This window comes from bacterium (assembly GCA_040753085.1).
Lineage (GTDB): Bacteria > UBA9089 > JASEGY01 > JASEGY01 > JASEGY01 > JASEGY01.
The window spans coordinates 1-12,752 of the sequence record JBFMHI010000072.1; the positions used below are offsets into that span (position 1 = coordinate 1).

At 46.5% G+C, this 12,752-nt stretch carries 15 protein-coding genes; 4 read left to right on the forward strand and 11 right to left on the reverse strand.

The window, feature by feature from the left end; all coding sequences use genetic code 11:
* Nucleotides 1-359: 359 nt before the first annotated feature.
* The 8 genes from AB1797_08555 to AB1797_08590 form a co-directional block, all read right to left on the reverse strand.
* Complete coding sequence (locus AB1797_08555; protein ID MEW5767658.1) at nt 360-605, reverse strand: type II toxin-antitoxin system HicB family antitoxin; 246 nt, start codon at nt 603-605, stop codon at nt 360-362.
* Between the two features lie 22 nt (nt 606-627).
* The gene (locus AB1797_08560) at nt 628-816 is read right to left on the reverse strand and encodes a type II toxin-antitoxin system HicA family toxin (GenBank protein ID MEW5767659.1); all 189 of its coding nucleotides are present in this window, start codon (nt 814-816) and stop codon (nt 628-630) included.
* A 93-nt stretch (nt 817-909) separates the two neighbouring features.
* Nucleotides 910-1,080, reverse strand: coding sequence for a phosphotransferase (locus tag AB1797_08565; protein MEW5767660.1), 171 nt, complete (start codon nt 1,078-1,080; stop codon nt 910-912).
* Nucleotides 1,081-1,116: 36 nt separating this feature from the next.
* Nucleotides 1,117-2,466: a 30S ribosomal protein S12 methylthiotransferase RimO gene (rimO, locus tag AB1797_08570; GenBank protein MEW5767661.1), complete on the reverse strand. Its 1,350-nt coding sequence runs from the start codon at nt 2,464-2,466 to the stop codon at nt 1,117-1,119.
* Nucleotides 2,467-2,688: a hypothetical protein gene (locus AB1797_08575; GenBank protein MEW5767662.1), complete on the reverse strand. Its 222-nt coding sequence runs from the start codon at nt 2,686-2,688 to the stop codon at nt 2,467-2,469.
* Nucleotides 2,689-2,873: 185 nt separating this feature from the next.
* A complete protein-coding gene (locus AB1797_08580; protein MEW5767663.1) occupies nt 2,874-3,119 on the reverse strand; it encodes a DUF3343 domain-containing protein in 246 nt (81 codons plus the stop codon).
* Nucleotides 3,119-4,261, reverse strand: a complete 1,143-nt coding sequence (locus AB1797_08585; GenBank protein ID MEW5767664.1) for an aminotransferase class V-fold PLP-dependent enzyme — start codon at nt 4,259-4,261, stop codon at nt 3,119-3,121. Before AB1797_08585 ends, AB1797_08580 begins: the two co-directional genes overlap by 1 nt.
* 229 nt (nt 4,262-4,490) lie before the next feature.
* Entirely contained in the window at nt 4,491-5,255 is a 765-nt protein-coding gene (locus tag AB1797_08590) for a hypothetical protein (protein MEW5767665.1), read from the reverse strand.
* Nucleotides 5,256-5,576: 321 nt separating this feature from the next.
* Between AB1797_08590 and AB1797_08595 the strand changes: the two genes are divergently transcribed.
* Nucleotides 5,577-6,200: a phosphoribosylanthranilate isomerase gene (locus tag AB1797_08595; protein ID MEW5767666.1), complete on the forward strand. Its 624-nt coding sequence runs from the start codon at nt 5,577-5,579 to the stop codon at nt 6,198-6,200.
* Nucleotides 6,201-6,307: 107 nt separating this feature from the next.
* On the opposite strand, the gene tsaA is transcribed toward AB1797_08595, so the two are convergent.
* On the reverse strand, nt 6,308-6,787 hold the full coding sequence (gene tsaA, locus AB1797_08600) for a tRNA (N6-threonylcarbamoyladenosine(37)-N6)-methyltransferase TrmO (protein MEW5767667.1): 480 nt from the start codon (nt 6,785-6,787) through the stop codon (nt 6,308-6,310).
* Between the two features lie 525 nt (nt 6,788-7,312).
* Between tsaA and murD the strand changes: the two genes are divergently transcribed.
* Nucleotides 7,313-8,818: a UDP-N-acetylmuramoyl-L-alanine--D-glutamate ligase gene (gene murD, locus AB1797_08605; protein ID MEW5767668.1), complete on the forward strand. Its 1,506-nt coding sequence runs from the start codon at nt 7,313-7,315 to the stop codon at nt 8,816-8,818.
* A gap of 1 nt (nt 8,819) precedes the next feature.
* On the forward strand, nt 8,820-9,542 hold the full coding sequence (locus AB1797_08610) for an SDR family oxidoreductase (GenBank protein MEW5767669.1): 723 nt from the start codon (nt 8,820-8,822) through the stop codon (nt 9,540-9,542).
* A gap of 639 nt (nt 9,543-10,181) precedes the next feature.
* Here AB1797_08610 and AB1797_08615 read toward each other — a convergent pair.
* Both AB1797_08615 and AB1797_08620 read right to left on the reverse strand, forming a co-directional pair.
* A complete protein-coding gene (locus AB1797_08615) occupies nt 10,182-11,471 on the reverse strand; it encodes a radical SAM protein (protein ID MEW5767670.1) in 1,290 nt (429 codons plus the stop codon).
* Nucleotides 11,440-11,685, reverse strand: coding sequence for a hypothetical protein (locus AB1797_08620; GenBank protein ID MEW5767671.1), 246 nt, complete (start codon nt 11,683-11,685; stop codon nt 11,440-11,442). The genes AB1797_08615 and AB1797_08620 overlap by 32 nt, the downstream gene beginning before the upstream one ends.
* A 384-nt stretch (nt 11,686-12,069) precedes the next feature.
* Here AB1797_08620 and rsmD point away from each other — a divergent pair, with 384 nt between their 5' ends.
* Entirely contained in the window at nt 12,070-12,693 is a 624-nt protein-coding gene (gene rsmD, locus AB1797_08625) for a 16S rRNA (guanine(966)-N(2))-methyltransferase RsmD (protein ID MEW5767672.1), read from the forward strand.
* Nucleotides 12,694-12,752: the final 59 nt, after the last annotated feature.

Sequence of the window (12,752 nt, forward strand, 5' to 3'; positions counted from 1 at the left end):
AGGATTAGGAATAAAACTACCCTCTCAATTGTAGCTACGAAAACCTCAAAATCTTTTTCAACATATCTCTTTAATTAACAGGAAGTTAGGTGGATTTTTTTGCTTATTTCCAGGGGGAAGTTCCGTTATATAAAGCAATACAACGATTGTCAAGGGAGATTTTTCGGAACCGTTCAGGTAGTAGGTAAAAAGGTAATCGTTCACCACGGAGACACAGAGACACGGAGAATGATTTTAGAAAAAGCACTTACAGAGCAAATAATTGGGGCAAGAATAGAAGTTCATAAGCATTTAGGGCCGGGTTTTTATTAGAGTCAGCATTTACACTACCTGAACGTTTGCAGATCTCTGACCAAATTTTAAGCAGTTACTAAATCTCGTGCGTTTTGAATAATAATTTTAGGAGTTGGATTTTTCGGAGGGATAGGCAGACCTTTTTCTTTTAACAAATTGATATGTTCTATCATCCCCCACTTTGCCTTGTACAGACAATCTTCAACAGAATATCCTATTCCTGTGAACCCTGCCAGGTCAGGAGAATAAAATCCAAAATAGTCTGGTTCTTCTGTCGCCTCGATTATTAAGGAATATTCTAATTCTATCATTCCTATTTCGCCTCCATCTTTCTTACTTATTTATGCCGGCATCCTTTAATATGGCATGACAGGTACCTTTTGGAACTTCTTTTGAGTCGTGATAATCTACTCGAATCAAGCTATTCCAACCATGTTTGCCATAATATCTTATAGAACTCTTTTCTTTTACAATTCTAAATCCATTCTCTTCTAATAATCTAACCAGCTCGCTAAATTTCATTTGAATTTGATTTTCTCAGTTTGTAAGCGTTCAGCCACTAAGGCACAAACTCGATGCTCGATCCTCGATGCTCGATCCTGGATACGGGATCCTTTACCAGCATCGAGGATCTATCATCGAGGATCTATCATCGAGCATCGAACATCCAGCATCGAGCATCCAGCATCGAGCATCGAGCATCCAGCATCGAGCATCGAACATCCAGCATCGAGCATCGAACATCCAGCATCGAGCATCGAGCATCGAGCATCGAGCATCGAGCATCCAGCATCGAGGATCGAGCAATGTGGCGGCGTAATACTATATCTCACCCAGCAGGTCGTATTCTGTCGCCCCGGTAATACGCACCCGACAGAATTCACCCACCTGGATATGTCTGAGGGCCCGGGCCGCCTGAGTCTCAACCCATTGGGGGTCTTGGGGAGAATTAGCGGGCTCGGAAGGGGTTATGATCACGCGGCCATCGATTTCCGGGGCATCGGCTGGGCTGCGGCCAATATATCGACCTTCTACCTTTTGATCGATAAGAACCTCTATCTCTTGACCAATCAGGGCTTCATTCCGCTGTCTTGATATCTGTTGCTGAAGTTGCATCAGCCGGTCTAATCGTTCCGACTTCACCTCTTCAGGGACTTGATCGGGCAGTCGGGCGGCCGAGGTGCCTTCCTCCCGGGAGTAGATAAAGGCGCCTAATCTATCAAACCTGGCTTGGGCCACAAAATCCAATAATTCCTCGAAATGGACTTCACTTTCTCCCGGGAATCCGACGATAATAGAGGTGCGTAAGGTTAAATCAGGCACCGCTTCCCTTAATCTTTCAATAAGAGAAACTATATCTTCTTTTCTTACCCGGCGATTCATTAGTTTAAGGATGGGGTTAGAGATATGCTGAATAGGCATATCTAAATAAGGGCATAGTTTGGGGACGTCTGGCCAGCTCTTAATCAGGGAAGGTAAGATATGGGCCGGATGGGTATAAAGGAGTCTGATCCACCTTATCTTTTCAATTTCAGAAAGGGATCTAATGAGTTCTTCCAGCCTTTGTCTTCCGTAAAGGTCTACACCGTAATTGGTTGTATCCTGAGCAATTAGATTTAGTTCCTTAACCCCTGAGGAAGCTAAATCTTTAGCCTCCTCAATAATGGATTCCATATTTCTGCTTTGGCAGGGACCCCTAATAATAGGGATAGCGCAATAGGAACAATGATTATTGCAGCCATCGGCTATTCTAAGGTAGGCGGTGTGGGGTAGAGTAAGGAGTGACCTTCGAGCCGATTGTTTGATGGGCCTTCTTTTACCCAGAAGCAGATCGCAATATTTAACTATCTGAGGGACGTCTTTCAGTCTCAGGAAAAGGTCAACCTCAGGGATTTCCCGCGGAAGTTCTTCCCTGTATCGCTCGGCCAGGCAACCAGCCATAATAAGTCCCTTACACCGACCGGTCTCCTTGGCCTGAGCTGCCTTTAAAACAACCTCAATCGATTCCTCTTTAGCCGGCCTGATAAAGCCACAGGTGTTAATAATGATCAAATCAGCCTCGGTTGCCTGGTTAACAAGCTGGTATCCGTTTTCCTGGAGAAGGCCCCACATTCGTTCAGAGTCAACCAAATTCTTAGGACAACCCAGGCTGATCAGGTGAATCCGGTTCATTTATTCTTCTTCGTCCCAATCCTCATCTTCCTCCCAATCCTCATCTTCCTCTTCATCAAAAGGGTGGTGCAAAAGTTGGGCTACCTCTATAAAAAGGCGAAAACATACTATATCAGGTATACCTGCTTCTTTCAAACCTTCTGTCATCGAACTCAAATTCGTAATGTAAGCTACACAATCCTTGGTACATTCTCTATCCAGGTAACAACATATTTTTCGCATTATCTTCTCCCTATACTTTTGCACTTTTTTGTAACTACTTGAAAGACAAATACCTTACAATAACCTCTCGTCATTCCCGCCAAAGCGGGAATCCAGTAATATCAAGGCTTCTGGATTCCTGCTTGCGCAGGAATGACAAAAAGTGCAAAAGTATAGCTTCTCCTTATCTGTGTATTTGTAACTACTCAACTACTTCTCTTTACCCCTCCTTCCTCTCTAAGATATATCCCTTCTACTTCTACCCCCTTCTTTTTTAATGCTTCGACCACGGATTCCTTGAGTCGGCAATCAAAACTCAAACAAAGACCACAGCTTGAGCTGATCTCTCTTGGCACAGGCATAGGAACTACCTGGAGACGATTCTCCTTGAGGACCTTTTCTGCCTTGAGGGCGTAATGGGTAGAAGAGAAGGTAACAAGACATTCAGACATCAGGTGGCTATTATTTCTTTGATAGAATTAATGGTGTAATCTATCTGGTCATCGGTATTAAAATATCCCGGACTGAATCGAACCGTGCCTTCGGGGAAGGTTCCAATAGTCCGGTGAGCCGAAGGGGCGCAGTGCAGCCCTACGCGAGTCATTATCTTGAAGTTCTCGCTCAAGATGTAGCCGACCGTGGAAGGGTCAAGGCCCTTTAGGTTAATAGAAACAAGGGCGGTTTGTTGATTCGGATCCTTAGGGCCGTAAATCTTGACCCGCTCTATTCCTTCAAGGCCGGACAAGAGACGGCCAAGCAGCCTCTTTTCTTTTTCCCTTATTTTATCTACGCCTTCTTTAAGGATGAATCTTACCCCAGCGCCCAGACCAGCCAGGCCAACCGTATTATGAGTTCCGCTTTCATACCGGTCCGGAGCGAAGCCAGGCTGGTCCTCTTCCTCCGATTTACTGCCTGTGCCTCCCTGGACAAGCGGCCTTAGGTTTAATCCTTTCCGGATATACAACCCCCCTGTCCCCTGTGGTCCAAGCATGCCTTTATGTCCGGTAAAGGCCAATAGATCGATCTTCATTTCTTCCACATCGATCGGATAAACCCCCGCTGTTTGAGCCGCATCCACCATAAAGGGAATATTATGGTCATCAGCTAATCGTCCTATTTGAGCCACCGGCATAATAGTGCCGGTCACATTTGAGGCATGCACGATGGCGATCAGTCTGGTGTTGGGTCGAATAGCGGATTCTAATTTACCAGGATCAAGGTATCCTTCTTCCGAACAAGTGATAGCCGTCACCTCAATCCCTATTTCTTTTTCCAGAAAACGAAGGGGGCGGCTGACAGAATTATGTTCCATACCGGTGGTGATAACATGATCACCCGGGGCAAGAAGCCCTTTTATCCCCAGATTGATGGCCTCGGTGGCATTCAAGGTGAAAATAATTCGGGATGAATCAGTTACTCCCAAGAGCTTAGCCACTTCTTCCCTGGTCTCAAAAAGGATTCGGCCGGCTTCAATAGAGAGAGAATGACCTGAGCGGCCAGGACTGGCGCCTACTTCTCGCATAAAATGATCTACCGCCAGATAGACCTCTTCCGGCTTGGGCCATGAGGTGGAGGCATTGTCCAGATAAACCATAGATATTACTATAAACTAAACTGTCTTTTCTGTCAATGATTTTTTGTAACTATTCAGCCGCGGATTTACACGGATGAAACACTGATTTTTTATTTAAATCCGTGAACCATGTCCGTGATTCGTGTCCGTAAGGGGGTTGGGCGACCACAGGGGGTTGCCCCTACTATTTATCCGTGCTAATCCGTGTTAATCAGTGGCTGAATAGATTTCATCTGATAGATCAAATGGGCTATTGCCTTTTATAGGAACGGTCCGAGTAACGTTGAAAGGTATCCCGAATAATCACGGGAGGGATAGGGTTCCCCACTCGGACTAAACCGTCGAAGGCCCAATTGTTGGATGGGTCAGGTCCAAACCATACATGTCCGATCTCATTCCTATTTGGGTCGAGAACTTGCACGATCCAGTCCTGTTTACCCGGCTGGTCCTTTAGGCCGATCGTGCTTCCCTTAGGAGCCCAGGAGAGTTGTGGAAGTAATTGTTGCTGCAGTTCTTCTTTGAGTTCCACCCATGGAATAAACTCAGCACAATTGTTGACACAGATTCCAGCTTTTCGCTGGTAAAAAGCCGGCCCCCAACCGACTTGTTGCGCCTTTGGCTTAAACGTGGGTGGGGGCGTATCTGTTTTGGTTGGTTTGGGTGGAGAGATGTCAGGGGGTAGTGTAGGCGTGCCGACAGGTTTAATTACAGGTATCTCAGGGTAGTTAGGGACAAGAGTGACTGTTGATCTTGGCGTAATGGAGGGGAGATCACTGCTAACAGTTGGAGTAGAACCCGACTCAAGACCCGGCATTGCATACAGGGCTATCCCGGCAAGCAGAAGTAAAAACCCTATGCCTACGGCCCACCTCTGTCGTCCCCGGTGAGGTGTTTCCATCTTCCCGGCAAATCTGGCGGCCAGGACTCTAAGTAGAAAGGCTATCCCCACCACCCCTAAGATGAGGGGCACTGGTGTGTTTTGTAATTCATCCAATGCCTCGATTAGGTCCTTCATTTAATCCTACTCCTTTCACCGGGTAAGCATTCGGTTATCAGCTACAATGAGCAGGCCCACTTTCTCGCCGGCCTTTCGGCTACTTGATGGCTGAACGCTTACTTCGTAATTTTATTATAGCAATATCCCCAGCTATTGTCAAGTTTCTGCAGAAGATGATCTTCCACTTACCGATTACCAACTCCCCCCAAATATTGAGAAGATACGTCCGTAGTGGAGCGTAGGGTATCAGTAGGGCAAACAGATAACTGACCAGGAACAACTAAACTTTTGGTTGCAAAAGAAGGATTTATATGGTAACATATTTTCAGGGAGTAAGTAATGACTCGGATCAAGATATGTGGGATTACTCGAACAGAAGATGCCTTAGCCGTGGTTGAAGCCGGGGCGGATGCCCTGGGTTTTATTTTTGCTAAGAGCCCAAGACGGATTGAACTATCTCAGGCAGTTAGAATTGCCGAGAAACTTCCCCCTTTAGTCAGCTTAGTGGGTGTCTTTCTTAATCAAGGGGCTCAAGAGATTCAGAAGGTCATTGCATCCTGTCCCCTCACGGCCCTTCAATTTCACGGGCAGGAGTCCCCTGAATTTTGCCGTTCATTTGGCTCTATTAAGACCATCAAAGCCATTCGGGTTAAAAATAAGACCAGTCTGGTCGATCTGGCGCGATATGAAGTTGATGCTTATCTTTTAGATACTTACGTTAAAGGTCAGCCAGGAGGAACAGGCAAGATTTTTAATTGGGACCTGGCGGCGGATGTTTCTTCTAAATATAGAATTATCCTCAGTGGCGGATTATCTTCAGATAATGTGGCCGAGGCGATAAGAAGGGTTCGTCCTTTTGGGGTTGACGTGGGAAGCGGGGTAGAGTCTCTTCCAGGCAAGAAAGACCATCAGAAAATTCGGAGATTTATTCGCCAGGTAAGGTCGTTGGAGCAGGCTGATTAGGAAAGCGAGTTCTCCCCTTGATGTTTGTTTTCCCTCAGTGGTGAAGAATGATTTTTTTGGGCGGCCCATGACCTGGATAGATAGGACAACTACTGGATGCGTCATTCTCATTGGAAGCGCGCATCTGATTTCTGGATGCGAACTTGACCCTTTACCTGTTCTAGCCAGCCTATCCGAACATCGTGCGTGTGTTCAAACTCTGGCACATAGGGCTTGACATCCAGCAGAGGCGTTCCGTTTAGCACGTCCAATCGGTCAACATAGATGAGGTTGCTTTCAAGGCGCACAAGTTCTACCAGGGACAGACCGACTGGATTGGGACGGCTGGGGGCGCGGGTGGCAAAGACGCCCCGTGGCTCTCTATCGAGGAAGGGGGTCACAATTAGGTTGGATTGGTGCACTTTGTGGAAGTGATACAGGAGGTAGATGTGAGAGAAGCCTTCCAAATCCTTCAGGCCATCCACGAAATCGGGAAAGATTTCGACGGAACCCGATCCGCTTACGTCACTCGTGGGCTGGATCGGCATATCTTCCAAGCTATTGAAGGAGCTATGGATGATGCCAATGGGCCGGTAAATGATTTCCATGTGCTTGCATACCCTTGCTTTAGTGATTGCCGTTGCCAGTAGTAAATCTTGAAGCTGATCTGATGGGATGGGCCGCCCAACAAGTTATTATCTGAACGGCTATTATAAATGATAGTATAAAGTTTTCACTTCGTCAAGAGAAAAAACTTGATGTGTGTCATTACAATCTCGATGTTAAAGTTTTTTTCGGCAAGGTTGGCATATTTCTTGCCATGAAAGGCACGGCGCTTTCTACCTTGAAAAGTCAAAGTTGAATTAGAACTTTCAAGGAAAAGATCCTGGATTTCAAAATAGCCCAGCCGTTCCGGTGGTGAATATGACCACGGATGAGACGCCTGGGCTACCTTAGGTTCATATCAGGAAAGAGAAGGACTTTTTGTCATCGAGCTATGACTTTTTGTATTTAACAGATGGATAATGGGATGTTATAATTAAGCGACTTTCAAAGTAGCCCAGCCGTCCCGGCTGTGAATATGACCACAGGCGAGACGCCTGGGCTACATTCAATACGGAATCCGCCATCCAATGAACCCTAAATTAGAGAAATTCATCCAGGAAGTGAAAGATAAAAACATTCACATAGCGGGCCTCTCCGGAAGTGAGGGGGCAGCCGTAGCCCAATTTCTGGTTAGATGCGGTGTGAACCAGGTTGTCGGCCACGACTTCCAGGCGAAGGAAACCTTCAAAAAGGGGTTCTACCAGGCGCATACCAGTCTTTCCCCTAAAGACCGTCAGCGTGCCTTTAAAGACCTGCTCAATCTCCCTATTACCATAAGATTCCAAGAGGAATATTTAAAAGATATCCTGGAAGCCGATCTTATCTTTACTGGCCAAAATTGGTTCAACTACCCGGCTAATTATCCCCATTTGTTGAAAGCCAAAGAAAAAGGACTTCCCTTTTCTAACATCACCCAACTCTATCTTCGACTTGCCCCTGGACCAGTCGTGGGAATTACCGGAACCAAAGGCAAGACCACCACCGGCAACCTCCTTCTTAAGATATTAAACAGCCGGACACCTGAGTCAAAGCAGGCTTCAAAAGCTTACCTCTCCGGAAATGACAGAACCAGGCCACAGATATTAAATGTCTTAGGAGAAATGAAAACAGACGACATCCTTATCCTGGAGATATCCAACCGTCAGTTGACTGATCTGGGGCGCTCTCCCCATATTGGGGTTCTGACCAATATATCGGCTGACCATATCGAGGAGCATGGGTCTTTCGATGCCTACAGGCGAGTAAAGGGGTCTCTTTTTTCCCACCAGACCAGGAAAGACTGGGCAGTTATTAACTATGATGACCCCTTTGCCAGGGAGATTGGGAGCCGCTTATCCTCAAAGGTCTTCCCTTATTCCCGACAATTTAGATTTACCGACCGGGGGGTTTTCATTGAAGAAGACCACCCAAAACTCGGCACCCCACTTGAAACTCGAAGAGGAAAAGTAGTGGCTGTCAGGGATGGCGCTTCAGAAGTCCTTTTCGAGGCTAATGACCTAAGGCTCATTGGGGGACATAACCTGGAAAATGCCCTGGCGGCTGCCTCTGCCGCTAAACTGCTTGGAGTGGAGGTTGAGGCAATAAAAGCCGGGATAAAGACCTTTCAGGGAGTAAAAGGCCGGCTGGAGTTTGTCCGGGAAGTGGCTGGGGTGAGATATTACAACGACATGAGCAGCACCACCCCTGCTTCAACTATGGCTGCCCTGAAGGCCCTCTCTGGCGAGCCTATTATTCTGATTGCAGGCGGAGATGAAAAAGGGGGGAACTATGCCGAATTAGCTCGGGTAATTAAGGAAAAGGTGAAGAGGGTTGTTTTCCTCCCTGGCACGGCTACCGACCGACTGAAGATTTATCTGTCTGATTTCGGTTATCTCGAGGCTTCTGATCTTTCCACGGCCGTAAAGTACACCCTTGATATGGCGGTTTTAGGAGATACCGTTCTTCTTTCGCCGGCCGGAGCGCGCTTCGCCAGCCAATATGTAACCGACAAGGAAGGTTTTAGCCGGTTGATTAGAAAGATAGCCAATAGGTAACATGCTGAAGTTATTCAAATTCGGATCGGGATTAAAAAACAAGGTGGTTATTATTACCGGCGCGGGGCGAGGCATAGGTAAGGCAGCCGCTTTGTTATTTGCAGAGCACCACGCCAGAGTTGTTATTGTCTCCAGGACAGAAAAAGAGATTTTACAGGTGACTAACCAGATTGAAGAGATGGGGAAAGAAGCCCTGCCTGTTCCAGCCGATGTTTCGGCCCAGGCTGAGGTGAGCCGAATAATCGAGAAAACTATGGACCGCTTCGGCCGGATTGATGTCCTGATCAATAACGCCGGGGTTGGTCTTTATAAGTCAGTAATAGAAACAAGTCTTGAAGATTGGGATAATATGATGGCCGTTAACTTGAGGGGAGTTTTTTTGTGCAGTAAGGCCGTGCTGCCCATTATGTTAAACCAAGGGACAGGAACAATTATCAATATATCTTCAGGAGCCGGCAGGACCGGCTATCCTAACTTAGCGGCTTATTGTACCACCAAATTCGGTGTGCTTGGGTTTACCCAATCACTGGCTAAAGAAGTGGCCCCCCAGGGGGTGAAAGTCTTTGCTGTCTGTCCTGGCGCCACTAATACCAGGATGTATCAGGATATATTTGGCACTACGGCCAACACCCTCCCACCGGAGAAGATCGCCCAAAAGATCGTTGAGGTGGTCGATGGAAAGATCCGGCTGCAGCCTGGAGGGGTGGTTGAGGTTTATAGGTAGGCCTTGTTCATCGTTTGGGCCGCTCATAACTTAATCGCGAATCGCGAATTGCGAATTGAAAAATAGATTCGCGATTCGCAATTCGAGATTAACGATTCAATAATAGATTCGCGATTCGCAATTCGAGATTAATGATTCAATAATAAGTTGTAACCGTTCAGCCACTGATTGACACGGATTAGCACGGATAAAATAAAATTGAGTTGTAACCCAAGTTTGACAGATAGAAATCGCAACCCATTGGAAAATAATAACTTCATTTTTTTAAAGAAAGATGTAGTGATGAAATTTGGTTTTTGTAACCATAATAATAACATTGAATTACAAGAACGAGAAAACCAACTGTCAAACTTGAGTTGTAAGTGTTCAGCCACAAAGACACTAAGACACAATGTAGGGGCGAATAATTATTTGCCCCTACATTAGGTCGTAATCCCGTGCTCATCTGAATAGTTCAATAGAACAGTAGCGGAGTAGTTAAAGACTTTCCCGAAGGTTCCAGAACTGCTGCTCTACTGCTCTCTAAGATACATACTTTAATAATTTCCCCTTCGTGTCTTCGTGCCTTGGTGGCTGAACGGTTACAAAATAGATTCGCGATTCGCAATTCGAGATTAACGATTCTGTAAGGTGGTTGACTCATTTTACCTCAGATAAAAAGGGGTTGAAATACCCATGTCTTACTTCGGGGAAGTGTTTTTTTAGATAAGATATTTCCTCTTTGATGCCCAGAAATTTCCCCTCAGGCAGGTGGTTAATATTCAGCATCTTCAGATATAATAAGGGATCATAATTCAAGTTGCGCCATTGGATCATATCCAGCTTAGTCTCTTGGATAAACCTTCCGAGGGCATCAAATTCAGCCTGAGTATCGGTAAAACCGGGCGCAACTAAGTAATTTATTGAGACAAACTTCCCGGCCTCCTTCATTATCTTAATGGATTCAACTACATCAGCAAAATTGTAGCCTATGGGCCGATAGTAGAGATTATAGAAAGGCTCTCTTAGACTGTTTAGGCTCACCCGGATGCTGTTAAGCCCTGCTTGACAGAGCCGGCGGATTACCTCGGGTCTGCTGGCGTTGGTATTCAGGTTAATAGTTCCTTTTCCGGTCACGACTCTTATCTTTTGGACCGCTTCGACCAGGACGTCTCCCGCCAGGAGTGGCTCTCCTTCACATCCTTGGCCAAAGCTGACCACCGGCCTTTTGGCTCTTTTAATATGATGCAGGGCCACTTCGGCCAATTCAAGAGGAGTCGGAACAAACTTTATTCTGGGTTGAACCGCAGGAAAATCCGGCGGCTGGCCGGTGGAGATACATCCGATACATGCGGCATTACACCTGGGGGAGGAAGGAAGAGGCGCTTCATATCTTTCCAGGAAAAAGTTTTTGGCCGCCGGACAACCATAAAGAGAGGCGCATTTCTCAAGATGCCTTATCAGTCTGTTTTTTGGATAAAACTGGGTTATCTTTTTTATATTCCCCCTAAGTTTATTGGTATCCATCAGCCGGAGGTCCTGGCGTCTCTCTCGATCGACTCTTAACGCCGAGGTGTAAAATTTGCCTTTGTACCAACACACGGCGGCATAAGAAAAGAGCGGCAGGGCAGGCGCCTTTTCTTTCTGAAGATAGGCGGCATTATATGTTACTGTATACCCGGGAGAGACAAAGGCAGCCATCGCGTAACATGGTTCTCTGGATTTTTTAAAGGGGTTGTCTTTAAAGGGAATAAACGTGCCGGTGATTTTGTCAAAACCACCAGGAATTCTTTCTTTTAGAATAAAGATTTCACTGGCGTAAGGGAGGGGTATGAGGTCTTCTTTATTCAGAGGGCAAAAATGTCCGGCCTTCATACCGGCGGCCTGAACCCCATCAACATCAAATATGTTTCCCTTTTCATCGGAAATAACTGCTTTTGGATAAGACATAACGCCACCTCCTGCCGCAGCCAAACAATCCTCGATCCTCGATGCTCGATCCTGGATGCTCGATCCTCGATCCTCGATGCTCGATCCTCGAGGCTCGAGGCTCGAGGATCGAGCATCGATGCCCGGTCCTTGAGGCTCGAGCATCGAGCATCCAGCATCCAGCATCCAGCATCCAGTGTGGCGAGGTAATACTATAAATATCACATCTGGCCATCTATGTCAAATCAAAGTTGGGATCTTCTCCAGAGAATATTTGGTTACTATGTCTCGATATTCAAGGTTTTCTTATAAACCGCTAAAGCGGTTACTTTGGTTTATTAGTGTCCCCCAATTCACCCCGATAAATCGGGGTGCTATTCTCAGGCTTATTGAGTTTAGCACCCTGATTTATCAGGGTGTTACGGATAGGATAACATCCAGAATCATAACCGCTTTAGCGGTTTCAACCCCTAAAAATCTGATTGCGCAGGTCGAAAAAACTTGAACATCGAGTATGTCTATATAATATTAGGGCCGTACCGCAAAACTCGCCCAGACACCAGACTACTAGGGGGTAGCCAATAATCAGTTGTTACCGATTACCGATAACTGATCACTGATCACCGATTACCGATTTCGGGACTCAAGTAAAATGAGGATAATAGCCGGATCAAACCGCTGTAAAAAAATAGCCGGGCCCAAAAGCCGGAAGACAAGACCACCCCTGAGCCGGGTGAGAAAAGCCTTCTTTGACATCCTTCAGGCCAGAATAAAGGGAGCGGTTATGCTTGATCTTTTCGCCGGCACAGGAAGCTATACCCTTGAGGCCCTCAGCCGGGGGGCCAAAGAGGCTGATCTAGTAGAAATAGATCAGCCGGCCATAAAAACTATCAAAGAGAATCTTAAGCGAATCGGTCTTGAGGAAAGGAGTAGGATTTATCCAGGTGATGTCCTTAAGGTGGTGGAGCAGTTATCAGAAGAAGGCAAGCGTTACGACCTTATCATTGTTGCCCCGCCTTATTTCAAAGACCTGGCCAACCTCACTCTTAACGCCTTAGCTCACCTCGATCTCTTAAATAAAGACGGCTCCATAATGGTTCAACATCACAAAAAGGAGAGAATAATTCCTCAGACAGATAAGTTTGTCCTAATAAAGGCGTACGGATACGGCGACACATATCTGTCTTTATTTCGCTGTAACTGCTCAAAACTAAGTTCAGCCGACCGCTTCGCGGTCGGCTGAACGGCGCGGCGGGCTTCGCCCGCTTGTTCGGCCTCGCCCGCGACCCACCCCGCCCCCCC